Annotated in this window: 25 protein-coding genes; 10 read left to right on the top strand and 15 right to left on the bottom strand. The window is 55.6% G+C overall.

Annotated features, from left to right (window positions below; all coding sequences use genetic code 11):
• Positions 1-406: 406 nt before the first annotated feature.
• The 6 genes from AAAH10_RS03410 to AAAH10_RS03385 all read left to right on the top strand — a co-directional run bounded on the left by AAAH10_RS03410 (position 407) and on the right by AAAH10_RS03385 (position 6,021).
• Positions 407-946: a F0F1 ATP synthase subunit delta gene (locus AAAH10_RS03410; RefSeq protein WP_343560545.1), complete on the top strand. Its 540-nt coding sequence runs from the start codon at positions 407-409 to the stop codon at positions 944-946.
• Positions 946-2,478, top strand: coding sequence for a F0F1 ATP synthase subunit alpha (atpA, locus tag AAAH10_RS03405; RefSeq protein WP_343560543.1), 1,533 nt, complete (start codon positions 946-948; stop codon positions 2,476-2,478). The genes AAAH10_RS03410 and atpA overlap by 1 nt, the downstream gene beginning before the upstream one ends.
• Before the next feature lie 41 nt (positions 2,479-2,519).
• Positions 2,520-3,425, top strand: coding sequence for a F0F1 ATP synthase subunit gamma (locus AAAH10_RS03400; protein WP_343560541.1), 906 nt, complete (start codon positions 2,520-2,522; stop codon positions 3,423-3,425).
• Between the two features lie 39 nt (positions 3,426-3,464).
• On the top strand, positions 3,465-4,889 hold the full coding sequence (gene atpD / locus AAAH10_RS03395) for a F0F1 ATP synthase subunit beta (protein WP_343560539.1): 1,425 nt from the start codon (positions 3,465-3,467) through the stop codon (positions 4,887-4,889).
• 79 nt (positions 4,890-4,968) lie between these two features.
• Positions 4,969-5,373, top strand: coding sequence for a F0F1 ATP synthase subunit epsilon (locus tag AAAH10_RS03390; protein ID WP_343560537.1), 405 nt, complete (start codon positions 4,969-4,971; stop codon positions 5,371-5,373).
• Positions 5,374-5,520: 147 nt separating this feature from the next.
• Positions 5,521-6,021: a GNAT family N-acetyltransferase gene (locus tag AAAH10_RS03385; protein WP_343560536.1), complete on the top strand. Its 501-nt coding sequence runs from the start codon at positions 5,521-5,523 to the stop codon at positions 6,019-6,021.
• Here the strand turns inward: AAAH10_RS03385 and AAAH10_RS03380 are convergent.
• The 13 genes from AAAH10_RS03380 to rplU form a co-directional block, all read right to left on the bottom strand.
• Positions 6,018-6,515: an RNA pyrophosphohydrolase gene (locus AAAH10_RS03380; protein ID WP_343560534.1), complete on the bottom strand. Its 498-nt coding sequence runs from the start codon at positions 6,513-6,515 to the stop codon at positions 6,018-6,020. The two genes, AAAH10_RS03385 and AAAH10_RS03380, sit on opposite strands and share 4 nt — an antisense overlap.
• 54 nt (positions 6,516-6,569) lie before the next feature.
• Positions 6,570-7,847, bottom strand: coding sequence for a divergent polysaccharide deacetylase family protein (locus AAAH10_RS03375; RefSeq protein ID WP_343560532.1), 1,278 nt, complete (start codon positions 7,845-7,847; stop codon positions 6,570-6,572).
• Positions 7,848-8,017: 170 nt separating this feature from the next.
• Complete coding sequence (locus tag AAAH10_RS03370) at positions 8,018-9,361, bottom strand: S41 family peptidase (protein WP_343560531.1); 1,344 nt, start codon at positions 9,359-9,361, stop codon at positions 8,018-8,020.
• Positions 9,362-9,496: 135 nt separating this feature from the next.
• A complete protein-coding gene (locus AAAH10_RS03365) occupies positions 9,497-10,807 on the bottom strand; it encodes a murein hydrolase activator EnvC family protein (protein ID WP_343560530.1) in 1,311 nt (436 codons plus the stop codon).
• 3 nt (positions 10,808-10,810) lie between these two features.
• The gene (gpmI, locus tag AAAH10_RS03360) at positions 10,811-12,400 is read right to left on the bottom strand and encodes a 2,3-bisphosphoglycerate-independent phosphoglycerate mutase (RefSeq protein WP_343560529.1); all 1,590 of its coding nucleotides are present in this window, start codon (positions 12,398-12,400) and stop codon (positions 10,811-10,813) included.
• Between the two features lie 133 nt (positions 12,401-12,533).
• On the bottom strand, positions 12,534-13,013 hold the full coding sequence (gene rlmH / locus AAAH10_RS03355) for a 23S rRNA (pseudouridine(1915)-N(3))-methyltransferase RlmH (RefSeq protein WP_343560527.1): 480 nt from the start codon (positions 13,011-13,013) through the stop codon (positions 12,534-12,536).
• A gap of 59 nt (positions 13,014-13,072) precedes the next feature.
• On the bottom strand, positions 13,073-13,399 hold the full coding sequence (gene rsfS, locus AAAH10_RS03350) for a ribosome silencing factor (protein ID WP_503128503.1): 327 nt from the start codon (positions 13,397-13,399) through the stop codon (positions 13,073-13,075).
• Positions 13,400-13,772: 373 nt separating this feature from the next.
• Positions 13,773-14,456: a nicotinate-nucleotide adenylyltransferase gene (locus AAAH10_RS03345; RefSeq protein WP_343560525.1), complete on the bottom strand. Its 684-nt coding sequence runs from the start codon at positions 14,454-14,456 to the stop codon at positions 13,773-13,775.
• 18 nt (positions 14,457-14,474) lie between these two features.
• Positions 14,475-15,734 carry a glutamate-5-semialdehyde dehydrogenase gene (locus tag AAAH10_RS03340; protein ID WP_343560523.1) on the bottom strand — a complete coding sequence of 420 codons (1,260 nt, stop codon included), beginning with the start codon at positions 15,732-15,734 and terminating at the stop codon, positions 14,475-14,477.
• A gap of 84 nt (positions 15,735-15,818) precedes the next feature.
• Positions 15,819-16,958 carry a glutamate 5-kinase gene (gene proB, locus AAAH10_RS03335; protein ID WP_343560520.1) on the bottom strand — a complete coding sequence of 380 codons (1,140 nt, stop codon included), beginning with the start codon at positions 16,956-16,958 and terminating at the stop codon, positions 15,819-15,821.
• Between the two features lie 50 nt (positions 16,959-17,008).
• Entirely contained in the window at positions 17,009-18,061 is a 1,053-nt protein-coding gene (gene obgE / locus AAAH10_RS03330) for a GTPase ObgE (protein ID WP_343560518.1), read from the bottom strand.
• Positions 18,062-18,220: 159 nt separating this feature from the next.
• A complete protein-coding gene (rpmA, locus tag AAAH10_RS03325; protein WP_343560516.1) occupies positions 18,221-18,478 on the bottom strand; it encodes a 50S ribosomal protein L27 in 258 nt (85 codons plus the stop codon).
• 34 nt (positions 18,479-18,512) lie between these two features.
• On the bottom strand, positions 18,513-18,830 hold the full coding sequence (gene rplU, locus AAAH10_RS03320) for a 50S ribosomal protein L21 (RefSeq protein WP_343560514.1): 318 nt from the start codon (positions 18,828-18,830) through the stop codon (positions 18,513-18,515).
• A gap of 158 nt (positions 18,831-18,988) precedes the next feature.
• Here rplU and AAAH10_RS03315 point away from each other — a divergent pair, with 158 nt between their 5' ends.
• Positions 18,989-19,411: a hypothetical protein gene (locus tag AAAH10_RS03315; protein ID WP_343560513.1), complete on the top strand. Its 423-nt coding sequence runs from the start codon at positions 18,989-18,991 to the stop codon at positions 19,409-19,411.
• A 32-nt stretch (positions 19,412-19,443) separates the two neighbouring features.
• Here AAAH10_RS03315 and putA read toward each other — a convergent pair whose 3' ends face one another.
• Positions 19,444-23,154 (bottom strand): bifunctional proline dehydrogenase/L-glutamate gamma-semialdehyde dehydrogenase PutA, encoded by a 3,711-nt coding sequence (putA, locus tag AAAH10_RS03310; protein WP_343560511.1) that lies wholly within the window; start codon positions 23,152-23,154, stop codon positions 19,444-19,446.
• Positions 23,155-23,308: 154 nt separating this feature from the next.
• Between putA and AAAH10_RS03305 the strand changes: the two genes are divergently transcribed.
• A complete protein-coding gene (locus tag AAAH10_RS03305; protein ID WP_343560510.1) occupies positions 23,309-23,812 on the top strand; it encodes an Lrp/AsnC ligand binding domain-containing protein in 504 nt (167 codons plus the stop codon).
• Positions 23,813-23,827: 15 nt separating this feature from the next.
• On the opposite strand, the gene gluQRS is transcribed toward AAAH10_RS03305, so the two are convergent.
• Positions 23,828-24,685 carry a tRNA glutamyl-Q(34) synthetase GluQRS gene (gluQRS, locus tag AAAH10_RS03300; RefSeq protein WP_343560509.1) on the bottom strand — a complete coding sequence of 286 codons (858 nt, stop codon included), beginning with the start codon at positions 24,683-24,685 and terminating at the stop codon, positions 23,828-23,830.
• Between the two features lie 83 nt (positions 24,686-24,768).
• On the opposite strand from gluQRS, the gene AAAH10_RS03295 reads away from it, so the two are divergent.
• The gene (locus AAAH10_RS03295) at positions 24,769-25,422 is read left to right on the top strand and encodes a DNA-3-methyladenine glycosylase family protein (protein ID WP_343560508.1); all 654 of its coding nucleotides are present in this window, start codon (positions 24,769-24,771) and stop codon (positions 25,420-25,422) included.
• 162 nt (positions 25,423-25,584) lie between these two features.
• Positions 25,585-26,271 carry an alpha/beta hydrolase gene (locus AAAH10_RS03290; RefSeq protein ID WP_343560506.1) on the top strand — a complete coding sequence of 229 codons (687 nt, stop codon included), beginning with the start codon at positions 25,585-25,587 and terminating at the stop codon, positions 26,269-26,271.
• Positions 26,272-26,308 lie beyond the last annotated feature (37 nt).

Raw genomic sequence — 26,308 nt, 5'->3', positions numbered from 1 at the left:
AAAACATTTCGGGAACAATGGCAAAGAGGACCTGATCGGACTTGATCTGACAGGGGGGAACTGTGTAAGGTTGCCCCGTTTCGTAGCGCAGATAAATAAAAGTTTGGTGCGTGTGTTTCTGTCAGCCAAAGCCTGATCAGGGCTCTTGGTCTTTTTCTTTTGTCAAAAACCGCAGGTAGACGGCAAAGAAAAGCTGAAAAGCGACGGACTCGGCTTGAAACCCCTATGGGTCTGTGATACGAAACCCGCGCTTGAGACAGTTTGTTCGAACTGTCTTGTCTTACATCATGATCGTTGTTTGGCTTTCAGAACAGACGAGGATGCCGGAAGAACTCCACCTTTTCGGCGTTTCTGTTCAGCCTTAATTTATTTGGGGGCTATCAGCTTGGCAGGCGTAAACACTAGCTTGAACGGCTTGGCAGGGCGCTACGCTTCTGCGCTACTTGATATTGCCGATGACAAATCCGCGCTGGATGCAGTCGCAGAAGACCTCAGGGGCCTTGATGCCGCGATTGAGGAGAATGCTGACTTGCGCCAGCTGCTTGAGTCTCCTCGTTACAGCCACGAAGAACAGGCGAAAGCTCTTTCCGAAATGCTGGACAAATTCGGTGCTCACGAGATCACCCGCAATTTTGTTCTGGTTGTTTCCGAAAATCGTCGTCTGGCTGCACTTTCAGACATTGCGAAGACATTTCTGGTCGAACTTTCCCGCCGCCGCGGTGAAGTTCGCGCCACAGTTACTGCGGCACATGAATTGACCGCGACCCAGCAAAAAGCTGTCGCCAATGCGTTGGTTGGCAAGTTTGGCGACAAGGTCGAGGTTGATGTGACCGTTGACGAATCACTGATCGGGGGCATGATCGTTCAGATCGGCAGTCAGATGCTTGACAGCTCCGTTCGTACTAAACTTCAAAGACTTGAACTGGTGATGAAAGGGGTTGGGTGATGGACATCCGCGCCGCTGAAATCTCTGCCATTCTCAAAAGTCAGATCGAAAATTTTGGTGCTGAAGCTGATGTAGCTGAAGTTGGCCAGGTTCTTTCTGTCGGGGATGGCGTGGCACGCGTTTATGGTTTGGACAATGTTCAGGCTGGTGAGATGGTTGTTTTCAACAACGGTATTCAGGGTATGGCCCTGAACCTTGAAAACGATAACGTCGGTGTTGTGATCTTCGGATCTGACCGCGACATTAAGGAAGGCGACAACGTCAAGCGTACAGGTTCCATCGTGGACGTACCTTCCGGTCGTGGTCTTCTGGGTCGTGTCGTCGATGCGCTGGGTAACCCGATTGACGGCAAGGGTCCGCTGGAAGACGTCACACGGTCACGTGTTGAGGTCAAGGCGCCTGGCATCATCCCGCGCAAGTCCGTTCACGAGCCGATGCAAACCGGCCTGAAATCCATTGACTCCCTGATCCCGATCGGTCGTGGCCAGCGTGAGCTGATCATTGGTGACCGTCAGACAGGCAAGACTGCGATCGCCCTGGATACCATTCTGAACCAGAAGGCATCCAACGACGCGGCATCTTCCGACAGTGAAAAGCTGTTCTGTGTCTACGTTGCTGTTGGCCAGAAGCGTTCCACCGTTGCGAAGCTGGTGAAGACTCTGGAAGAAGCCGGCGCGATGGAATACTCCGTCGTTGTTGCCGCGACCTCTTCCGATCCGGCTCCCCTGCAGTTCCTGGCACCTTACACCGGTGCAACAATGGGCGAGTACTTCCGTGACAACGGCATGCACTCCGTGATCGTTTATGACGATCTGTCCAAGCAGGCGGTTGCCTATCGTCAGATGTCCCTGCTGCTTCGCCGTCCTCCTGGACGTGAAGCCTATCCTGGTGACGTTTTCTACCTGCACTCCCGTTTGCTGGAGCGTGCCTGTAAGCTGAACGACGAAAACGGTGCGGGCTCCATGACAGCTCTGCCGGTGATCGAAACCCAGGGTGGTGACGTTTCCGCCTTTATCCCGACCAACGTGATTTCCATTACCGACGGTCAGATCTTCCTGGAAACCAACCTGTTCAACAAGGGTATCCGTCCGGCGGTTAACGTTGGTCTGTCTGTATCCCGTGTTGGTTCCTCTGCGCAGATCAAGGCGATGAAGCAGGTTGCGGGTTCCATCAAGCTGGAGCTTGCCCAGTATCGCGAGATGGAAGCCTTCGCCCAGTTCGCATCCGATCTGGATGCCGCAACACAGCGTCTGCTGGCGCGTGGTGCCCGTCTGGTCGAGCTGCTGAAACAGCCTCAGTACAAGCCTCTGACTGTTGAAGAGCAGGTTGCTGTTATCTTCGCAGGTGTCCGTGGCTATCTGGATGCGCTGGAAGTTCGTGAAGTTGGCCGCTTTGAAGAAAAGCTGCTGTCCGAACTGCGCGGCAATGGTGCTGACATTCTGGAAGAAATTCGTACCAAGAAGGCTCTCAGCGGTGAGCTTGAAGGCAAACTGAAAGACTTCCTGGATTCCTTCTCCAAGACCTTTGTCTAAGGCCGGACGAGAGGTTGTAACGGCAACGAGAAAGATACGAGATGCCTAACTTACAAGACCTCAAACTGCGGATCAGCAGCGTCAAGTCAACGCAGAAGATCACTTCTGCGATGAAGATGGTCGCAGCGGCAAAACTCCGCAAAGCGCAAGAGCAGGCTGAAGCGTCCCGTCCATACGCCGTGCGTATGGAACGGATGCTGGGCTCTCTTGCCTCTGCGGCAGGCAAGATGCCGGGTGCGTCTCCTCTTCTGGCTGGCACTGGCAAGGATGATGTTCACCTTCTCGTGGTGGCTACAGCTGACCGGGGACTTTGCGGTGGTTTCAATACCTCTATCGCAAAGGCTGCGCGTCTGAAGGCTGATGAGCTCCTCCGCGATGGCAAGGAGATCAAAATCCTTTGCATTGGCCGCAAGGGCCGCGATTTGCTGCGTCGTGACTATGGCGCACAGATTGTGGATACAATTGAAGACATCGCCAAGCCAGAGCTGAGCTTTGACAAGGCTGCTGCGGTTTCCGACCGTATCCTGCAGATGTTCAAAGATGGCGAATTTGATGCCTGTACTGTGTTCTATTCCCAGTTCCAGTCAGCGATTTCTCAAATTCCGACTGCTCAACAGCTCATTCCGTTTGAAGCCACTGCTGGTGACAGCAGCGAGGGCGATGACGCTTCAGCATCCGGATTGTCCGCTGGTCAGGTTTATGACTACGAGCCATCCGACGTGAAAATCCTGTCAGACCTGTTGCCTCGCAACATTTCTGTCCAGATCTTCAAGGCGATGCTGGAAAACAACGCCAGTGAGCAAGGCGCGCGTATGTCCGCTATGGACAATGCAACACGGAACGCAGGCGAAATGATCGACAGGCTGTCCATCCAGTACAACCGGACACGCCAGGCGATTATTACGAACGAATTGATTGAAATTATCTCCGCCAAGGAAGCACTCTAACGAGGGCCATGGCAGCGCATTTGGCATAGGAGTAACCTGATGTCTGATAAGAATGTCGGTAAAATCACGCAGGTCATGGGCCCCGTGGTTGACGTTCAGTTTGAAGGTGGCAATCTGCCTCCGATTCTGAACGCTTTGGAAACACAGAACGATGGCAAGCGCCTGGTTCTGGAAGTTGGTCAGCACCTTGGTGAGAACACTGTTCGCACCATCGCTATGGATGCAACAGAAGGCCTGACACGTGGCCAGGAAGTTGCTGACACTGGCGACGCTATTCAGGTTCCGGTTGGACCTGAAACACTGGGCCGCATCATGAACGTGATTGGTGAGCCGATCGACGAGCGTGGTGACATCGGTCACAAGCGCAGCTTCCCGATCCACCGTGAGGCCCCTGCTTTTGAAGAGCAGTCCACTGACGCGGAAATCCTCGTCACCGGTATCAAGGTCATCGACCTTCTGGCGCCTTACGCCAAGGGTGGTAAAATCGGCCTGTTCGGTGGTGCGGGTGTCGGCAAGACCGTGACCATCATGGAGCTGATCAACAACATCGCGAAAACACACGGTGGTTACTCCGTATTCGCGGGTGTTGGCGAGCGTACACGTGAAGGTAACGACCTCTATCACGAGATGATGGAATCCGGCGTTATCAAACTCGAGGGCGACAGCAAGTGTTCCCTGATCTACGGTCAGATGAACGAGCCTCCCGGAGCGCGTGCCCGTGTTGCACTGACCGGTCTGACACAGGCGGAATATTTCCGTGACGAAGAAGGCCAGGACGTTCTGTTCTTCGTAGACAACATCTTCCGCTTCACACAGGCGGGTTCCGAGGTGTCTGCGCTTCTGGGTCGTATTCCTTCTGCGGTTGGTTACCAACCTACTCTGGCAACAGATATGGGCGGTATGCAGGAGCGTATTACTTCCACGAAGAAGGGTTCCATTACTTCCGTACAGGCCGTTTACGTTCCTGCGGATGACCTGACTGACCCTGCGCCTGCAACAACCTTCTCTCACCTGGATGCGACAACAGTATTGTCCCGTCAGATTGCCGAGCTGGGCATCTATCCTGCGGTTGATCCGCTGGACTCCACCAGCCGTATTCTGGAGCCATCCGTGATCGGTGACGAGCACTACAACATTGCCCGTGGTGTTCAGCGTGTTCTTCAGGCCTACAAGGACCTGCAGGACATTATCGCGATCCTGGGTATGGACGAACTGTCTGAAGAAGACAAAATGACAGTTGCGCGCGCTCGTAAGATCCAGCGCTTCCTGTCCCAGCCGTTTGACGTTGCTGAGGTCTTCACCGGTTCTCCTGGTGTTCAGGTTCCGCTTGATGAAACCATTCGCGGTTTCAAAGGCATCCTGAACGGTGACTACGATCACCTGCCAGAGGCTGCTTTCTACATGGTTGGTACCATCGACGAAGCCATTGCCAAGGCAGAAAAAATGGCTGCAGAAGCCGCTTAAGTCTGCTGGATGGGATCAGGTCTCAGGGCCTGATCCTTCCCATCAGTTGAATTGACCGTCCGGTAGCAGGAAGAAAAACATGGCCAAAGAACAGGTCCAGTTTGAACTGGTTTCACCAGAGAAGCTCCTCTTCTCCCAGTCCGTCGACATGGTTGTCGTTCCGGGTGAAGACGGTGACTTTGGTGTGCTGCCGCGTCACGCGCCTTTGATCTCCACTGTGCGCCATGGTGTCATCTCTGTTTATGACAACAAGGCTGTATCAGAGAAAATCTTCGTAGCTGGTGGCTTTGCTGAAGTCACAACAGAGCGTTGCACCGTTCTTGCCGAGTATGCGCTGCCCGTCGGCGAGATCGACAAGGCTGCTGTTGAACAGCAACTGCAAAACGCCAAGGAAGATCTGGCTGATGCCAAGGATGATGCTGCCCGTGAAGCTGCGCAGAAAAAAGTTGTGCTGAACGAAGCATTGCTGAAGGCTGCCCAATAAGCCTTTAAAAGCCTGATAAAAAATGGAAAAAGCCCGTGCACTTTGCGCGGGCTTTTTTTGTGCGCTTGACTTTCCGGGCATTTCGCAGTGTTCTGGGCGCACTCGAAGAAAAAGAACAAAGACTTTCGAGAGCAGGCAGCAGGCATTATGACACCACTTTTTCTCAGGCAAGGGCGGATACTGCGGAGACTGGGGCTGGATGACTTTCAGCAGGTTTCCGATCTGGTGATTGCGGAGGCCAGTACTCTGCTCAGGCAGGACTTTACAGAAAAGGCCTGGGAAGAGTTCGTCGATTTTATCTCTCCCGAGCAGCTTTTCTTCCGGCATTCCAGCGGCAGTGTCGGCTGGGTGGTTCAGGATGAAACGGGTGGCGTTGAAGCCTTCTGTGAAGTGCGATCAACGGATGCTTCGACAGGAGAAACCAGCCAGCACATCTTCAGCCTGTTTGTGAGGAGCACAAGTGCGGGGCATGGCCTGGCACGCCAGTTGATCGAGGTCAGCCGCAAGGAGCTGATGCCCCGAAAGCAAACAGTCTTTGCGTCATCCTATGCTGAAGGCTTTTATGAGAAAATGGGCTTTTGCCCGATGGGTGACAGACAGCAGATCAAGGGGATCTACTGCCGTCCCATGGAATGGCACAAGACCTAGACCGCAACGCAGTGTTTTTTGAACTCTGCGACGATGTTTGTGTAGAGTTCCTTTTTGAACGGGACAATCAGCCCGGGAACGTCCTCGACAGGGACCCATTTCCAGTCCGAGAATTCGGGGTGGCTGGTCCGGATGTTGATTTCCTGGTCATCGGCTTCGAGACGGAAGGCAAACCATTTTTGCTTCTGCCCCCTGAAGCGGCCTTTCCAGACCCTCGGGACAAGCTCGGCCGGGAGGTCGTATTTGTGCCAGTCGGTGCTCTCGGCGATCAGGGAAACGCTTTTGACAGAGGTTTCCTCGAACAATTCCCGTTTGGCTGCATCCAGAAGATCTTCTCCCTCATCAACACCGCCCTGCGGCATTTGCCAGGCTTCTCCGGGATTGTCGATGCGTTGTGCAACGAAAACCTGTCCTTGCCTGTTGATCAGCATGATGCCCACACAGGGGCGATAGGGGAGTGCTTCAAGATTGATCTCTGTGTTTTTCTTGCCCATGTTCCGGATATTTCCTGAGTGGAGATAGGGGAGGTTTCGAATCTGTGACTGATGTTACCGGGGAGAGTTCAATACGGCAGAAACCGGGACCAGCTGAAAACCCCGGGCTTCCAGCTCGCCTGTCCAGTTTGCCAGACGCTCCAGTGTAACAGGATAGGGGCGGCCGAGCGCAATCACACTGCCGTTTTCCACAGCGAGTCTCTCAATCTGTGCCAGCTTTGAATCGATGACAACACGGCTGAGCTGTGTGTTGTCAATAACGCTGTTGGCGACGGCGTAGGGCACCTGTTTGGAGGAGGCGACAGACGGTGTGAGGCTTCCCGGGTTCAGGCCGTTGTCCAGAAAAGCAAAGCCCCGGACCTTGAGATAATCAAACAGGCTGTCCATCTGGGAAGCCGATGTCACAAAGCGCCCGCCCATAAAGGCTGTAAAGCCGATAACCTCGCTTCCGCGCCTTGAAATCCAGTCCAGATTTCTGAGATTGGTTTGTTGATCGGCAGCTGTCAGGAGGGTTCTGGGGCCTGGATCATCCTTCGGATATTCGGAAGGTTCAAGCGGGAGGTCCATCAGGATCTCATGCTCCAGCGATCTGGAAAGGGCAATCCAGCCTTCCAGCTGCTTGGCGTAGGGACTGAAGGAGAGGCTGACCTCGGCAGGAAGCTGCCTGATGGCTGCGTCTGTCGCGGCGCGGGAAAGCCCCAGTCCGGAGACGACGACAGCAATCCGGGGCTTTCTGTCATTGTATTTGTTATTGGACGCATACTTTTGCCATGCCGGACGCGTGTCTGCTTCCACGGCAGGCGCTCTGGGGGCTGTGTCCTGATGTTGCGGCGTAAGAGCGGCCTGCTGATCCCGGGCGGGATTGCCCTGTTCTGTTGCTGAAGCTTGGCTGTCCGTCCCGGTGGTGTCCTCTGACAGAGCTGTTTCTGCTGTAGACTGTTCCACAGGCTGTTCAGATTCCCCGCCTGTGGCCGGGGGGGCGGTTTGATCCTCTGTTTCAGAGGTCTCTGTGTCTGACGGAGAAGGTTCTGTTGCAGGAGGTTCGGTGCTTTCTGTCTGGGCGGTATCCTCAGCGGTGGGCGGAGTATCCTCCAGAGTAGCCTCCGGTTCTTCCGCATCAGCGCTGTAGGCCTGTATGCGATCCGGAACGTCTCTTTTGTCCGGGGCCTTTTCCGAAGCTGAGGCCTGCTTGCTGGTGCTGTCATCCTTTTCCGGAGAATAGACATAGGGCAGCTCTGTGTCAGGGGATGTAACGACCAGAGTTGTGGCGCCACCAAGAACCAGAAGGAACAGGCACCAGCAAACGATCAACGCTGTCTTGTTCCAGTTCAATGCAACCTGCCTGAAGAAGTGTTTCCTGAAGTGGATTGACAGTTTTGAGCCATCAGTCCGGTTGAGGGTGAGAGGTCAAGTTTCTCAAAAGCCTCTTACAGAAGGGTTAATCGGGGCAACCCTTTCAGGAGTTGCCCCGATCCTTTTGGCGGGAGGTTCCCGGTTGCTTGTTAGTTGCCTGCCTGGGAAACCTGGAAGAGTGAGACCCCCTGGATCAGGTCGAGGGCGCGATCCAGCTGGTAATCGGTCGGACGTTGATCCTCTGCGTTGGCTGCAGTCTGATCGTCTTCCTCGCCGTTTGTGCCGCCCTTGTTTTCGAGAGCGCCTCTGAGGTCGGCTTCACGGCGGCCACCGCTGATATCGATTGTTTCGACACGGGCCGGTTCAACAATGATATCCGGGGAAATGCCTTCAGCCTGAATGGAGCGGCCGGAAGGAGTGTAATAACGGCTTGTCGTCAGACGCATTGCGCCGTGTCCCAGCAGGGGAATGATGGTCTGAACAGAACCCTTGCCAAAGGACTGTGTTCCCATGATCACGGCTCTGCGGTGGTCCTGAAGGGCACCGGCAACAATCTCCGAGGCAGAAGCGGAACCACCATTGATCAGTACCACCATTGGCAGGCCGTCAATCAGGTCACCGTCACGGGCATTGAAGCGCTGTGCATTTGCATTGTCGCGACCGCGTGTGGAGACGATCTCCCCCTGGTCAAGGAAGGCATCGGAAACCGAGATGGCTTCAGTCAGAAGACCGCCGGGGTTCAGACGCAGGTCAAGAACGAGGCCCTTCATGTCGTCACCCAGTTCTGCACGGAGTTCCTCAACAGCTTTTTCCAGCCCCGGTGTGGTTTGCTCGTTAAAGGCTGAAATCCGGACGTATCCGATATCGCCTTCTGTCCGATGGCGCACGGAACGAACCTTGATGACATCCCTGTTGACGGTCACATCAAAAGTTGCTTCCTCACCATCCCGGGAAATTGTCAGGATAATGTCCGAGCCGATTTCGCCCCGCATGCGCTCGACGGCGTCCTGCAGGGACAGGCCGAGGACGGCTTCTCCATCCAGATGTGTGATGTAATCACCAGCCATGATGCCGGCACGGGCGGCGGGTGTGTCATCAATCGGAGTGACAACCTTTACGAAGCCGTTCTCCATTGTGACTTCAATGCCAAGGCCTCCGAATTCGCCGCGTGTCTGAACGCGCATGTCACGAAAGGAATCTGCGTCCAGGTAGCTGGAATGAGGATCCAGCTGGCTCAGCATGCCCTGAATGGCAAACTCGATCAGTTCCTCGTCAGAAACATCTTCAACATAGTCTTCCTTGATACGCTTGAAGACATTTCCGAAAAGCTGGAGCTGGTTGTAGGTGTCCAGACGGGAGTTTTCCTCACTTTCCTGAGCAAGGGCAGGGGCAGTCTGAAGGGCAGAAAGGCCTAACCCGCCAGCCAGTGCGAGTGACAGTCCCAAAGCCTTCAGCGGGCGGTCTGTCAGGGTGGCTGTCAAAGTTTCTGTCATGTGGCGTAGCATTATTTCCTACCTTTTCCGTCGACTGCCGAGAAATTCCTGTTCGGCTTTATTTATAGAGGAGTTTAGCTGATTTCTGATCAAAGTCTTCTAAAAAGACTGTTGAACCAGTCTGTTGCTCCTGTCTTAGCGTTTTAACCATGGTAGCGGATTGATGGGCCGCCCACCACGACGAAGTTCGTAATAGATCTCCGGTTTTGTCAGGGACCCGTCTTGCATCCAGGCGAGGGGTTCGCCGGCAAGAACAAGCTGGTTTTCCAGAACCGAAATCTCGTTTAATCCGGCCAGAAGAGAGTGATAGCTGCTTTCGCTGTCCAGAAGACCGGGTCTGTCACTGTGCTCGATGATGATCATGTTTCCATAGCCCCTGAAATTTCCGGCATAGACGACGCGACCATCGAAGGGAGCGATCACCTGGGCGCGCGGGCGCGTTTCAATCAGAATTCCTTCCCTAAAGGTAGTTTGATCTGCCCGGTTTTGCCCAAAATTTTTCGTGATCGAGCCGCGTGCGGGGCTGAGGACTGAAGCGTTCGGGCGTTTGGGGAAAGCCCGGATCTGCTCTTCAGTCACCTGAAAGGATGGTGTCAGTGCTGCCGTTTCCTGTTCATTGTTGCGTGAGCCTGATGTTTCCGGTGCCGAGGGTTTGGGCTTTGGCAGGGGGGGCTGCTGCCTGTCGATTTCCTTGAGGCGGGCAATGAGATCTCTCAGTCCATTGGCCTTGTCGGCCAGTGCCTTGGCGCGCTTGCGCCGTTGCTCCAGCGCTGCGGTGTTTTTCTTCTCCTGTGCCTTTTTCTGGCCGAGAAGCTTTTCAACAGAGCGTTGTTCCTTCTGGAGATCCTGTCGTGCTGCCAGCAGGTCCTCGCGTTCCTGCCGGATGCGGTCCCTCAGTTCAGCCAGTGCAGAGAGATCATCCCGCAAGGCATTGACCTGCTTTTCAATATCGGGAATTGCTGTTTCCAGAACAATGGCACTGCGCACGGTATCAAGCGGGTCTCCGGGGGCCGCGACAATGGCTTCAGGAGGCTGAATGGCAATCCGTTGAAGAGCAGAGAGAACCCGGGCCAGACTTTGACGGTTTTCATAAAGCCGACTGCCCTTGTCGCTTTCTTCCTCTTCCAGAGTGTCCAGGGTGTTTTCGATACGGGTGAGGTCTTCCTCAAGGTTCTGGATTTTGTTTGCTGCTGCGATGAGCTGCCCTCTGGCTCCCTTGATCTCCTGCCTGTCCTTCCGGGCTTGGGCTTCGAGTTTGCGAGCCTGGGCTTCGTCTTCCTTTGCCTGTTGTTCAAGCCGCTGCAACTCCTGTTCGTTTTGGCTTTGCTGGGCGGAAACAGGCAAGGCGAACAGAAAGGCTGACAAAAGAACAGCTGTCAGGGCAGAAGCAGGAGCAGATCCGCCCCCGTTGCGCCTTCTGTGCTGTTTTTCTGTGAACTTCGGCATGCCTTAGAGTTCTCTGTTCAGAATGGAGAGCCCTGTCATCTCTGCCGGCTGTTCCAGATGCAGCAGTTCCAGAATGGAGGGGGCCAGGTCTGCAAGGCGTCCGTTGCCAAGGGTGCGGCAGTTGTCGGGGCCGTTGAAGAGCAGGACCGGAACAGGATTGAGTGTATGGGCGGTGTGAGGCTGCCCTGTTTCCGCATCCAGCATCTGTTCCGCATTGCCGTGGTCGGCCGTGATGATCAGGCTGCCACCGGCAGTTTCCATGGCGGCTGTCACCTTTTGCAGGCATTCATCAACAGTTCCGGCAGCCTGCATGGCGGCTTCCAGAGACCCGGTGTGCCCGACCATGTCACAGTTGGCATAATTGCAGATCAGCAAATCATAGTCTCCGGATTCAATGGCTGCGACCAGTTGTTCCGTTACGGTATGGGCGGACATTTCAGGCTGGAGATCGTAGGTTGCCACCTTGGGGGATGGCACAAGACAGCGCGTTTCTCCGGGGAGGAGTTCCTCCTCTCCGCCGTTGAAGAAATAGGTCACATGCGGATACTTTTCGGTCTCTGCGATCCGGAACTGGCTGAGCCCTGCCTGCGAGGCGACAACACCCAGGCCATTGTCCAGTGTCTGCGGGGGAAACAGGCATCCCATGTGCGCTTCCAGTGCATCAGAGTAGCGAACCATCCCGAGAGCCGAAGAGAAAACAGGGCGGGATGTGACATCAAAACCATCAAAATCCGGCAGGAGAAAGGCATCAAGGATTTCCCGGGCGCGATCTGTCCGGAAGTTGGTCATGATCAGGGCATCGCCCTCCTGCATGCCTTCATGGCCTTCCAGAGCAACAGGCTCGACAAACTCATCGTAGACACCGGCGCTGTAGCTGTCGCGGATTGCATCTGTCGCTGATCTGACTCTTGGAGCCTTTGCGTTGCACATGGCATCAAAGGCTTTTTGGACGCGTTCCCACCGCTTGTCCCTGTCCATGGCGAAGTAACGTCCACTCAGAGAGACAATAGACGCCTGGGCACCTGTACCGTTCCCAAGGGCTTTTTCAAAAGCTGTCACATCGTCCAGTGCAGCCTGTGGGGCGGTGTCCCGCCCATCCAGAATGGCATGCACCCTGACAGGGATTCCTGCTTCCCTGATGGTGCTGATCAGCGAGAGGACATGATCCATATGACCGTGGACGCCTCCTCTGGAGAGTAGTCCCAGAACATGGGCTGCGCCGCCATTTTCCTTGAGGGTTTCAATGGTTTGCAGAAGGGCAGGGGTCTTCTGGAAGCTTCCGTCCTTCATGGCTGCGTTGATGCGGGGCAGGTCCTGCATGACAACGCGCCCTGCACCGATATTCATGTGTCCCACTTCGGAGTTGCCCATCTGTCCCTCCGGCAAGCCGACATCCGGGCCACAGGTTTTCAGAAGGGCTGAAGGCAGGCTTTCGCCCAGGCGATCCATGAGAGGAGTTGAGGCTTCGGTGATGGCATTGTCCGTCGTTTTCTGTCTGTCTCCCCAGCCATCCAGAATACAAAGCAGGACAGGACGGCTGCTTTTTTTTCGGGTAAAGGGAAGGGGAGAAGACGTAATGGTGACGTCAGACATTGCTCTCGTGCATCCGATCTTGTGTGAAAGGGAAGTCAGGCGGCAAGTCTAAGCACATTTTGAGGGAAGTGCACCCCTGAACAGCGAAAAAACACAGTTTTTTCAAATGCCCCGGATGAAGGGAACGGGTCTGTCATTCCCTGTGGTAGGGGTGTCCCGAAGCGATGCAGCTGGCACGATAGAGCTGTTCGGCCAGCAAGCCGCGCACAAGCATGTGAGGCCAGGTCATCCGTCCGAAACAGATGGAGAAATCCGCTTTGGCCCGAACAGCATCGTCCAGCCCGTCGGCGCCCCCGATCAGGAAGCAGACATCCTGGTGGCCGTCGTCCTGCCAGCGGCTCATGCGTTCGGAAAAGCTCTGACTTGTCAGCTCCTTGCCCCGTTCGTCCAGTGTGATGATCAGGGCGCCTTTGGGGACAACGGAAAGGAGCAGTTCGCCTTCGCGTCTTTTGAGCTGTCCGGCTGGCAGGTTTTTCTTTTCCTCGACTTCCTTGAGAGAAAGGGACCAGCCCGCTCCGCTGCGTCCGTTCCCCAGTCGCTTCTGGTAGAGATCAAAAAGCTCTTTCGCCGGACCAGCCTTGGCTCGCCCAACGGCAATCAAAGTCAAACGCATGTCTGCCAGCCTCTTCAATCACGCGCTGCAGCTTGGAGCTGCCTGCGCGATGTGTTCTGTCAGTGAGGCTCTTGCTCAACGAAAGGCTGGGAGGATTCTGGAAGTTCCAGACCCCACATCTTTTCGAGGTTGTAGAAGGCGCGTACTTCCGGACGGAAGATGTGCACGATGACATCACCGGCATCCACCAGCACCCAGTCGCCCCGTTCGGCGCCCTCTGCATTCAGGCTTTTCAGGCCTTCGTTCTTGAGGTTGCGAAGCAGGTGGTCGGACATGGATGACACGTGGCGGGATGAGGTCCCGCTGGTGATGACCATGAAGTCTGCGATGTTGGATTTTCCTTCGAGATCGATCACGACCAGGTCTTCTGCCTTGTCACTGTCCAGTGAAGTCGTGATGACGTCCAGAAGGTGACGGCTCTGGCTCAGATCATCGAGCGGGGCGCCTTGGGGGGAGGTTGCGCCTGTAACCTGAAGGTTCTCTACTATGGTTTTGCTCCATCATTCGGGTTCGGAAAACAGCAGGACTGCATTCCGTGAGGCCCTGCACTGCTCGGCACAGGATCAGTTTCTGTATGAGGCTTGAGAAAGCGAGCCACAAGCCCCGTTGGCGCATCGGCCCAAAGCTGTAGCAGAAGCGCGGACAATAACGCCCGGTTATCAATCCCGCAAGGGACTTGTGAACCGGAGTCCGGCTGGTCGTCAACGCTGCACTGTTTTCCCGAAAACAGCGATAACACTGACCACTTGCGCGAAGTCCCTAGGAAGGGGGCGCCCTGTGCAGAGCGACTTTGTCTGCCCAGTCCGGAGCAGTTTCGCGCAGTTTGGTGGAAGACTGGCTGGAAAGCTTCCCGTGGATCAGTGTCCAGACGGGGGCTTTATATCCTGACAGCTTCCGTGCTCTGCGTTCGGGAAGGCGGTGTCGGCGGTAACGCTGCGCTGCCTTTGATGCAGATGCCCTTAAAGAATAGGACGGACGGGAAAAAACTGCAATTGATGTCTTTGTGAAGATTTCCTGCCAGCCGTGCCATTTTGTAATCTGGGCGAGATTGTCACTGCCCATCAGCCAGACAAACTGTGCTTTCGGGAAGTGCTTTTGCAGCGCATCAAGGCTGTGGCGGGTGTAGCGCGTGCCCAGCAGGCTTTCCAGACGCGTGACCCTGATGCGTCTGTGTCCTGCCGCAAAAACGTCTGCCTGCAGGTGACGAATGTCCTGGGGGGCCATGCCGTCTTCGGATTTGAGCGGGTTCTGCGGGCTGACAAGCCACCAGACTTCATCCAGCCCCAGACTTTTCATGGCCTGCAAACTGATGTCGAGATGGGCTTCGTGTGCAGGATTGAAGGAGCCACCCAGCAAACCGATCCTCTGTCCGGGAGAGGGCAGGTGTGCACCAAGCTCCCGGGCCAGAGTGTGAGGTGTTGCAAAGGGGCGGTTCTGTCTCATGGTTCTGTTTGCGATCCCCTAGGGACGGGTCTGACCGGAGCCTGTAACGCAGTATTTGTAGCTGGTCAGCTGATCGGCACCGACAGGTCCGCGTGCATGCATTTTCCCAGTGGAGATTCCGATTTCTGCGCCCATTCCGAACTCGCCGCCGTCGGCGAACTGGGTGGAGGTGTTGTGCATGACAATCCCGGCATCCACTTCACGCTGGAACCGCTCTACAGCCTCGCCGTCCTCGGCAATGATGGCCTCGGTGTGGTGGGAGCCATGCCGGTTGATGTGTTCAATCGCTCCGGCAATATTGGCGACGCGTTTCACAGAAAGGATGGCATCCAGATATTCTGTGTCCCAGTCTTCGTCTGTGGCCGGGCTGACATCCCCAATCAGTTTCCCGATTTCTGCAGATCCGCGCAGTGCGCAGCCTTTTTCCTGAAGCTCTTTCAGGATTGGCACAAGAGCCTCGTCAGAAAAGCCCTGGTCCACAAGCAGGGTTTCTGTCGCTCCACAAATTCCTGTGCGGCGCATCTTCGCGTTCAGCACAACAGTGCGGGCCATTTCCGGATCAGCAGAAGCGTGCAGGTAGGTGTGGCAGAGACCATCCAGATGGGCCAGAACAGGAACGCGGGCTTCGTTCATAATGCGCTCGATCAGGCCACGGCCCCCGCGGGGAATGATCAGATCAACGGTCTCGCTCATGGTCAGCAGAATGCCGACGGCTTCGCGGTCACGGGTCGGGACACGCTGAATGGCAGCAGCAGGCAGACCAGCCGCTTCCAGACCGCTTTGCAGGGCTTCGAGGATCGCCCCGGAAGAATTGTAGCTTTCAGAGCCGCCGCGCAGGATTGTGGCATTGCCGGACTTCAGGCAAAGGGCACCGGCGTCGGCTGTCACATTCGGACGGCTTTCATAGATAATGCCGATGACACCAAGGGGCACGCTGACCTGTTTGAAGCGCAGGCCGTTGGGCTGTTCCCATTCCTTCAGGGTTTTCCCCACAGGATCGGCAGCCTCTGCGATTGTTTCCAGTCCCCTTGCCATGGCTTCAATGCGATCGGCATTCAGCGCAAGGCGATCCAGCATGGCGTCACTCAGTCCCTTTTCCTCGCCTGCAGCCATATCAAGGGCATTGGCATCCATGATCTTTCGGGACTGATCACGCAGTGCCTGTGCTGCTGCACGGAGGGCCTGGTTTTTCTGTTCCGGTGAAGCAAGAGCCATCTTTGCCGCCGCAGTTTTGGCGGCCTGACCGAGGGTTTGCATTTGCTGATGCAGATCGTTCATGGTCTTGTGCTCCTTGCCCGGAAAGCCGGAATTGTTATTAAAGTAGAATAAGTTGTTGTCAATGACCAGTGCTGTACAGCTGTTTCAGAGGAGGACGAGATCGTCGCGGTGGATCATCTCGTCGCGTCCTTCATAGCCCAGCAGAAGGGCGATATCGGCTGAACGTCGCCCCATGATCAGAAAGGCTTCGCGTTTGTCATAGGCGACCAGCCCCCGGGCAATTTCCTGCCCTTCCGGAGTGAAGATGCTCAGCGCGTCACCGCGCAGAAAATCGCCTTCGATTTTCGCCACACCGGCTGGAAGCAGGGACTTCCCGGCCTTGAGTGCCTTGACGGCGCCTGCATCCAGATGGAGGGCGCCTGAGGGTTTCAGGGTTCCGGCGATATAGCGTTTCTTGGCTGTTTTCGGTTCCATTCCCGCCACAAAGACAGAGGCGCGCTGACCGCCTTCGATCCGGGTCAGGGGAGCTGACTCGTGACCGTTGGTGATGATCATGTTGGTGCCGGAACCAACGGAAATGCGTGCCGCTGCAAGCTTGGTGACCATGCCGCCAGTACTGAAGCCCGGGACGGCTTCACCGGCCATGGCTTCAATTTCCGGTGTGATCTCCTCAATGACGGGGAGAAACCGGGCGTCGGGATTCTTTTTCGGATCCGCTGTGTAGAGACCGTCAATGTCGGACAGCAGGACCAGAAGATCGGCGTTGATCATGGCGGCAACACGTGCTGCAAGCCGGTCGTTGTCGCCAAAGCGGATTTCGGATGTGCCGACGGTGTCGTTCTCGTTGATAACCGGGATCGTCCCCAACCTCAGAAGGGTGTTGAGAGTGTTGCGTGCATTGAGATGCCGGCGGCGTTCCTCTGTGTCTTCAAGGGTCAGGAGAACCTGGGACAGCGTCAGACCATGAGGCTTGAGAGCTTCCTGATAGGCATGGGCCAGCAGGACCTGTCCGGTTGCGGCAGCGGCCTGTTTTTCTTCCAGCTTCAGCTTGGTGTGCATCAGGTCAAGATGGAGGCGTCCGACTGCGATTGCACCGGAGGACACCAGAACGACTTCAACACCGGCCTTGCGATAGCGGGCCACTTCTGTTGTCAGGGCTTCCAGCCAGTCATGACGGGGTTGCCCTGTGGTTTCATCCACCAGAAGAGCGGAGCCGATCTTGATGACAAGACGCTTGGCCTTTTTCAGATAATCTGCGGCAGAAGGAGTGCTGGAAACTGTCATGATCATCGCATTTCAAAAGAGAGAGGAAAGGGGCCGAATTCAACAGGTGTTTACACTGGTGAATAGGGTTGCGGGCCTTTCTCTTCCTCTTCTGCTGCGAGAATGGCTGCGCGATCATCCAGAATGTTTTGCAGCATTTCATCCAGTACACCGTCAACGCCTTCGCCCAGAATGGCAGACATGCGGTGAATTTTTTCCTGACCGGAGGCCTCTTTCAGTCTTGCCTCGCATTCAGCAAGGGCTTCGTCCGTCAGGGAATCAACCTTGGTCATGGCAAGGACGACAGGTTTGGTGTCAATGCCGTTGCCATAGGCTTCCAGTTCGTTGCGGATGACGTGGAAATCCTCGATGTAGGTTTCAGAGGTCACATCGACGAGATGCAGAAGGGTTCCGCAGCGCTCAACGTGGCCCAGAAAGCGCGTGCCCAGACCGTGACCTTCGCTTGCGCCCTCGATCAGTCCGGGAACATCGGCAACAACAAATTCATGCCCGTGGCGGTAAAGGACACCCAGATTGGGGTGCAGTGTTGTAAAGGGGTAGTCGGCAATCTTCGGCTTGGCGCGTGAAACGCAGGAGAGGAAGGTGGACTTGCCCGCATTGGGAAGCCCGACCAGACCTGCATCCGCAATCAGCTTGAGGCGCAGCCAGACCCACATGTCCTCGCCGGGGTGGCCGGGATCGGAACGACGGGGCGCGCGGTTTGTCGAGGTCTTGAAACGGGCATTGCCCCAGCCGCCATCACCACCCTTGCAGAGTGTATGGCGCTGTCCTTCCTCGATCATGTCGACGAGCTCGGTTTCCTTGTCCTCGTCCAGAATGACGGTCCCGACAGGAACCTTGATAACGAGGTCGTCAGCCCCGGCACCTGTCATGTCGCTTCCTCTGCCGTGCTCTCCGCGCTTGGCCTTGAAGTGCTGGGCATAGCGAAAGTCAATCAGGGTGTTGAGGTTGTTGACAGCCTCGAGAATAACATCGCCGCCCTTGCCGCCGTCACCACCGTTGGGGCCGCCGAACTCGATATATTTCTCGCGACGGAAAGACGTACAGCCGTTACCGCCCCAGCCGCTTTTTACGTAGATTTTTGCTTCGTCGAGAAACTTCATAACCGATGCTCTTTGCTTGAGGTGCCCTGTCGTGTCCGGACAGAGGCAGGCTTGTTATTCAACAGCAAAAAGGAGGAACGGTAAAACCATTCCCCCTTTTTGAAACTTTACTCTGTCAGCAAACAGGCAGGCCTGTCTGGTAACAGCCGGGGCCTGGTATCAGGCAGACGGCTGAACAGAGACGTACTTGCGGCCACCAGCGCGCTCACGGAAAACCACGGAACCTTCGACCTTTGCGAAGATTGTGTGGTCTTTACCCATGCCAACGTTCTCACCAGGGTGGAACTTGGTGCCGCGCTGACGCACGAGGATGTTGCCAGGAACGACGGATTCGCCGCCGAATTTCTTGACACCCAGACGACGACCCGCTGAGTCGCGTCCGTTTCTGGAACTACCGCCGGCCTTCTTATGAGCCATAGGAAATACTCCTGTGTTTATCTACGCGTCGGGCTTATTTGCCGCCAGCGATGTCGGTTACTTTGATGACAGTGAGGTGCTGGCGATGGCCGTTTTTACGGCGATGGTTTTTGCGGCGCTTTTTCTTGAAGATGACAACCTTGTCACCACGCGTTTGCTCAACCACATCAGCCTTGACCACGGCACCGTCCACTACAGGCGCGCCAATGGTTGCTTTTTCACCGTCACCGATCATCAGTACTTCGTTAAAGTCAACGGAAGCACCAGCTTCTGCGTTGAGCTTCTCAACGACAAGCACGTCGTCCTTGCGGACTTTGTACTGCTTGCCACCAGTTTTGATTACTGCAAACATATCGGTCACTTAAGCTATTGATAAGGCGTTGATGCAATCCCCGAACCTGACAGTTTGCACTGTCCTGAACCGAAAATGGCATATATGAAAGGGCCGGAAACCATGAGGCTTCCGGTCCAATGTGTCGGGAATATAGCTTTCCTGAACAAGGAGTCAACTTGTTTGTTGATACAGAAAAGCTTTTCGACCCGTTATATTTCTGGAAAAGATCAGGCGTTCAAACCAACGCGGGACGAGGCACTGTCGTACCCCCTGCATGCCAGTTCCAGAATTTGCGGAACGGCGCTGCCTTTTTCCCAATTGATGATTTGTCTCCGGCTGCGTCCGAAGATGTTGGCAGCCTGTTCCTGAGTCAGCTTGCGCTCTTTGCGCCAGGCCTTGAAGTCAGAGCCCGTCATTTGATTGCCTCCCTAAACTTATTTTTATTAGCTCCGGGCATTCTGTGGCCCGTGAGCGAAGTAAATTATAGGGGCTTTGTGAAAGAGGTAAACAAATTTTTAGAAATGGTTTTCAGAGGTGGAATTTTGGCAAAGGAAAAAAGCGAGAAGGCAAGAATTTGCCCTCTCGCTTCAAGTATTTGACTGTCAACAGGGAAGGTGTTGAACAGTCAAGATCATACGCTTGCCTGTGCCAGAAGTGCTGCATTACCTCCGGCGGCTGTAGTATCAACACAGAGATGACGCTCCAGGGCAAAGCGAACAGGATTTAGACCTGAAACAAGCGGGATGAGAACTCCGTTTCTTGCGGCCAGAGCCTGACGACACTGTTGCAGGAAAGTGCTGTCCGGATCGCGGGAGGCGACAACATCAATGCCGTCCAGTGCCGTGAGTGATGTGGCATCAATTCGCCCGGAAAGCAGTTCGAGAGGAAGATCAGTCTGCTCAAGGGAGGAGAGTTCGCGGATCACGTCGGGGGCTGCGATAGCGACAACGGCGTTGCCTGTCAGCAGGGCGTGTGTGATTTGCCATTCCAGATCCCGGACGCCTGGCCCAAGGCAGAGGACAGTCCCGCGCGGGTTCAGGGACAGGCGATTGGATTCGCCTGTTGGTCCCGGCAGGTCCTTGCTGGACAGATCAAGGGATTGCAGGCTCTTGCGTGTTTCTTCAGACAGGTGATCCAGCTGCAGGAGCCGTTCAAGGCGGTCTTCCCTGTTGGTCCATTCTGCGGGGTTCAGCCTGTCCAGAGCCTGCTGGACAGTGCCGGTCTCCAGTACAGCAGCTGTTTGTGGCGGATTTGCCGGATTGCCGGTGTAGGGAGCCTGTTCCTTGCAGAAACGGGCAACATAGTTCGGGCCTCCGGCTTTGGGTCCGGTTCCCGAGAGGCCTTCCCCGCCAAAGGGCTGGCTGCCGACAACGGCACCGATCTGGTTGCGGTTGACGTAGATGTTGCCAACCCTGATGCGGTTGATGATGTGATCGACACGGGAATCGATCCGGGTGTGCAGACCAAAGGTGAGGCCAAAACCCCTGGCGTTGATATCATCAATGACCTGGTCCAGTTCGTCTGCCTCAAAACCGGCAACGTGAAGAACAGGGCCGAAGATTTCCTCTTCAAGCTCCGAGATGGAATTCAGGCCGATTACTGTTGGGGGAACAAAGAGACCGTATTCCGGTTTGGCCAGACGTTTGAGGACCTGACCCTTGTCTGCGAATTTGGAGCAGTGCGCCTCGATACCATCATGTGCGGCCTGATCAATAACGGGGCCGACATCAACAGACAGGGCCCAGGGGTTGCCGATTTCCAGCTCGTCCATGGCCCCGTAAAGCATCTCGAGGAAACGGTCCTTGATGTCATTCTGGACGTAAAGCATGCGCAGGGCTGAACAGCGCTGTCCCGCTGACTGGAAGGCCGAGGCGAGGATGTCCCGCACAGCCTGCTCCGGCAGGGCTGTCGAGTCCACGATCATGGCATTGAGACCCCCCGTTTCCGCAACCAGGGGAGCATCCGGTTCCAGACTTCCCGCCATAACGCCATTGATATGCTGGGCTGTTGCTGTGGAGCCGGTGAAACAGACGCCGGAAATACGCGGATCGGAAGTCAGGGCTGTTCCGACTGTGCGACCACTCCCGGGCAGGAGCTGCATCGCGGCCTTGGGAATACCGGCTTCATGCATCAGCTCTGTTGCGCGAGTTGCAATCAGAACGGTTGGGCCAGCGGGTTTTGCGAGCACGGCGTTTCCTGCAGCCAGAGAGGCGAGCACCTGTCCGGAGAAAATTGCCAGCGGGAAGTTCCAGGGGGAGATGCATCCGATCACTCCACGCCCTTCGGCGACATCCCCCAGGCGCTCGCATTCACTGGCATAGAAGCGGCAGAAGTCGACGGCCTCGCGGATTTCACCAACGGCATCAAGGGCAATCTTTCCCGCTTCGCGGCAGGCCAGGGCAAAAAACTCCATGGCGTGCTGTTCAAAAAGATCAGCGGTTTTGCGCAGGCATGCCGCGCGCTCGCGGGCAGGGGTTCTTCCCCAGACCCCGGCACCCTCCACGGCGGCCTGGAGGGCTGTTTCAATGTCCCTTTCGCTGGCCTCGACGATGGTGCCGACCTGATCCGCCGGATCGGCGGGGTTGAGCACTGTTTTGGCGGGCAGGCCTTCAACAGTTCCGGCAATCAGTGGTCTGGTGTTCCATTGATGGCTGCGGAAGGGGTTGCGGCCTGTGTTGATTTCTTCCACATCCAGAGGGTCTGTCAGCTCCCATCCCCTGGCATTCAGACGGTCCTTGCCGAAGATATCCGCCGGTTTGGCGATGCCCTGGTTTTCGATGAGATTGTGACCATCCTTCAGAAGCTCCCCGACTGTCACGAAGGGGTCTGCTGCGATGTCCTGAGGGGTAATGCTCTCGTCAACGATCTGGTTGACAAAAGAGCTGTTCGCGCCGTTTTCAAGCAGACGGCGAACCAGATAGGCCAGCAAGTCGCGGTGTGCACCAACGGGGGCGTAGATGCGGCAGCGGGCGCCACCTTCCCGGATATCGCCTTTCTTTTTGAGGACAGCATCATGGAGTGATTCCCCCATGCCGTGGAGACGCTGAAACTCGAAGGCCGAGATGTCGTTGCGGGTTTCTCCGTGTCTGGAAAAGTGCATGATGGAGGCAACGGTGTGCGCGTTGTGTGTGGCAAACTGCGGATAGATGCGATCTGTCATTTTCAGCAGCTTGCGGGCACAGCAGAGGTAGGACACGTCTGTGTTGGCCTTGCGTGTGAAGACAGGGAAATCCTTTGTCCCGAGCGTCTGGGCCAGCTTGATCTCGGTGTCCCAGTAGGCTCCCTTGACCAGCCGGATCATGATCTTGCGATCCAGTCTGCGGGCGAGATTGTACAGCCAGTCAAGTGTGTGGCTCGCGCGTTTGCCATAGGCCTGGACAACGATGCCGAAACCATCCCAGCCTGCGAGGGCAGGCGTGGACAGAACGGCTTCGATCACATCAAGGGACAGATCAAGGCGATCTGCTTCCTCTGCGTCGATATTAAAGCCCATGTTGGCCCGCTTGGCTTCCAGAGCCAGCGTTTTTGTACGCTCGACCAGCTCTTTCATCACGCGTTCCTTCTTGGCGAACTCGTAACGTGGATGCAGGGCAGAAAGCTTGATGGAAATTCCGGGGTTGGAGCGAATGCTGTCGCCCTTGCAGGCTTTTGCAATGACATGAATGGCGTCGCTGTAGGCCTTGTGGTAGCGCCTTGCATCGGCATCTGTGCGCGCCGCTTCACCCAGCATGTCATAGGAATAGCTGTAACCCTCGCTTTCCAGCTTCCGGGCGCGCTCCATGGCTTCTTCAATGTCGCGTCCCAAAACAAACTGGCGACCCAGTTCCTTCATGGCCTGGGCAATGGCTGTCCGGATAACGGGTTCGCCCAGCCGCTTGACCATGCCGCGGAGCGAGTTGGCGATTGTGTGGTGAGCCGGTTCGGCAATCACACGTCCTGTCAGCATCAGGGCCCAGGTCGAGGCATTGACGAGGGAAGAGGCGGACTTGCCAAGATGTTCACCCCATTTGCCCGGCGTGATCTTGTCTTCGATCAGTTCGTTGATTGTTTCTGCATCGGGCACGCGGAGCAGAGCCTCTGCCAGACACATGAGGGCCACGCCTTCCTTGGTCGACAGTCCGTATTCTGCAAGGAAGCTCTCCATCATTGTGTTCTTGGAGTTTTCGCGGACAATTTCGACAAGGCGGGCTGCTTTTGCCGAAATGTCTTCCCGTTCCATTTTGTCCAGAGCAGCCTCCGAGATCAGCTGGTGCAGAATGTCTGCTTCCGGGCTGTGAATCCGGGCGCGCATTTCAGAACGGATTTGTGCACTTTGTTCCTGAAGAAGGGCGTCTGTTGTCATCTTTGAAATCCTTTGAGATGGCTGTTTTCAGCCACGCGCCTCCCTGTGGGCGCAATCTGTGACAACTATTTTAAAGTGTATAGGCAGACTTTTCTGGCTATTTTGTGAGAAAATATGGAATATTATCCTGTAATTTTATTCAGGAGTTTGTGTTTTGTCCTCAAAAGAGAGTAGTGATGGGAATATCGACCGTTTTGATCGTGCGATCATGCGGGAGCTGCAGGCTAATGCCCGGATAACCCTGACAGAACTGGCTTCGCGGGTGGGGTTGACGAAAACACCCTGCCAACTGCGTGTGAAAAGGCTGGAGAAGGAAGGCTATATCCTTGGCTATTCGGCCCTGATTTCAAGATCAAGGCTCGGAGAAAGCCACGTTGCCTTTGTGCAGGTCAAGCTTGAGGATACCCGGACACCGGCCCTGACAGCCTTTAACGAGGCTGCGCGTGAGGTTCGCGAAATCGAGGAGTGTCACATGATGGCGGCGGGCTTTGATTATCTGCTCAAGGTCAGAACCAGGGACATGGTGGCTTACAGGCGTGTGCTGGGTGAAGTGATTTCTGCACTTCCCCATGTTTCGCAAACCAGCACCTTTGTCGTCATGGAGGCCGTCAAGGAAGTGGCTGATCGTTTTGCGGATCGGGCGCCGCGTTCGCTCTAGGTTTGATTGTGGCCCCTAGATTGGATCGGGGAAGCCGGCCATGGCCCTGACGTCACGGGCAGAGTGTCCCCAGTCCCGCAATGTGCTGATGGCAAGGGCATTGTTTCTTTTGGCGAGGCGCTGGCCCTTTTCATCTGCAATGAGACTGTGGTGATGCCAGACCGGAACCGGCAGTTCCAGAAGAGCTTGCAGGAGGCGATGGAGATGGGTGGCGTGGAAAAGGTCCTCGCCGCGTGTGATCTCCGTGATGCCCTGAATGGCATCGTCGACAACGACAGAGAGGTGATAGCTGGTCCCGATATCCTTGCGGGCGAGCACAACATCACCCAGAAGTTCCGGAGTGGCCTTTTGTTCTCCTGCTCTTTTGTCCTGCCAGACAAGAGGACTTTTCTCTGCTTTTGCAGCCTGAAGCGCCTTGTTCATGTTGAGCCGCAGGGCCGGGATCTGTCCTTTCTCAATTCTTTCCTTTTGTTCCTGCTCTGTCAGATTTCTGCAAAGACCGGGATAAAGAGGACCGTCCGGGCCGTGGGGCGCGCGCCCGGCTTCTGCAATTTCCTTTTGAATCTCTTTGCGGGTGCAAAAACAGGGATAGATCAAGCCCATCGCATCAAGCTTGTCCAGGGCATCCCTGTAGGCTTTCATGTGCCGGGACTGGACGCGGACAGGGGTTTCCCATTCAAGCCCCAGCCAGTGCAGGTCTTCCATGAGAATCTCTGTAAATTCCGGTTTGCAGCGGGTGGTGTCAATGTCCTCAATGCGCAGGAGAAAACGCCCTCCGGCCTTTTGCGCTTCGCTCCACGAGAAAAGTGCGGAATGCGCGTGACCAAGATGAAGAAGACCGCTTGGTGATGGGGCAAAACGGAAGATCGGCATTGGTGAACTGGGCTGAATGGTTGTAAGGTTCGAGACCCAGATTGCAAATTATCCGTCACACTGTCCAGATCAGGTTTGAAATAATGAAGAAACCGTCCCCCAATCCAGAGGTTGTCAACGCGCTCCCCGACGAGAGCCTTGTTCCTGCCCTTGAAGCCCTGAGCGAATGTGATCCGGATTTTGCCAGAGCCTACAGGCTTTGCGGGGTGCCACCTGTCCGCAGCCAGCTGGGCGGTTTTGAAGGGCTGGTGAACATGATCATTTCCCAGCAGATTTCCATTCACGCAGCCAAGTCAATCCGGGACCGTTTCAGAAATGCTGTTCCTGATCTGTCGGCAGAACGGGTGCTGGATTTGAGTGATGAAGACCTGAAGGCCATTGGCCTGAGTCGGCCCAAGCAGGCCTATATCCGCTCTCTTGCCGAGACTGTTCAGGGGGGAGGGCTGGACTTTTCTGCCTTTGATGGCATGGAGGATGAAGCCATTGTCAAAGCCCTGACCGCAGTGAAGGGAATTGGGCGCTGGACGGCTGAAATCTATCTGCTGTTTGTCCTGAAACGGCCTGATGTCTTTCCGGCAGCGGATCTGGCCCTGCAGGCTTCCTTCGCACGCCTGAAAGGTTTGGAGGAAAGGCCAAATGATAAGGAAATCAGAGGCTTGGTGGAGCTTTGGCGGCCGTGGAGAAGCGCCGGGGCCAGGTTTCTCTGGCATCATTACAGGCACGACGCGGTGGCTTGATTGTGCTATATAGGAATGTTTTTTGCTTTTTGCGAAAAAAAGTGGCAAACTCTTGTAAAGATTGTGTGATTGCCTGTTGGGGAGTTCCTCTTTCGAAGGTTTCAGGTTTCTGGAAGCCGCGTGGAACTCGGGCATCGCAAGACTCGATTTGGAAGGAAAGCCATGTCGGAAGCTACATCGAGTGATACGACGTTGAGCGGGCCACGTCAGGAGCCAAAATCCGGAGCTCCGGCGAAGGAACTTGTGATCATGTTGCATGGTCTTGGTGCTGACGGTCAGGACCTGATTTCTCTGGCACCTCTTTTTGCCAACGCCATGCCGGATGCGGCCTTTGTTGCACCTGATGCTCCTTTTCCCTGTGATATGGCTCCCTATGGCCGTCAGTGGTTCAGTCTTCAGGAGAGGGAAAAGGATCTGATGCTTGAAGGCATGCGGACTGTTTCCCCGGTTCTGGAACAGTTCATCGCAGATGAGCTGAAGCGTTACAATCTGTCTGCGGATCGTCTGGTGCTGATGGGATTTTCCCAGGGCGGAATGATGACACTGCATCTGGGGACACGTTTGAAGGATCGTGTGGCGGGACTGATTTCCTATTCCGGAATGCTGATCGGCCCCGGGGAAATGGCCCGGGAAAAGGTGAACACTCCGCCTGTTCTTGTGATCCATGGTGCTGAAGACAATGTGGTTCCGGTCCAGGCGCTTCCGGCGGCTGTTGAGGCGCTGGAAAGCGAAGGCTTTACGGTTTACCAGCAGGTGATTGATGGCTTGGGGCACGGTATTGACGAGAACGGTGCCAGTATGGGCATCGGTTTTTGTATGGAAGTGCTGGGATACGCGGAAAAGGCCTAGCCGCTTTTCTGCTCTGGACAGACAGGGAGCCTTCCGG

Origin of the sequence: Carbonatibacter coralli (assembly GCF_039592655.1) — a bacterium.
Lineage (GTDB): Bacteria > Pseudomonadota > Alphaproteobacteria > Kiloniellales > Kiloniellaceae > Carbonatibacter > Carbonatibacter coralli.
This window is presented reverse-complemented; position numbering and strand designations above follow the sequence as displayed.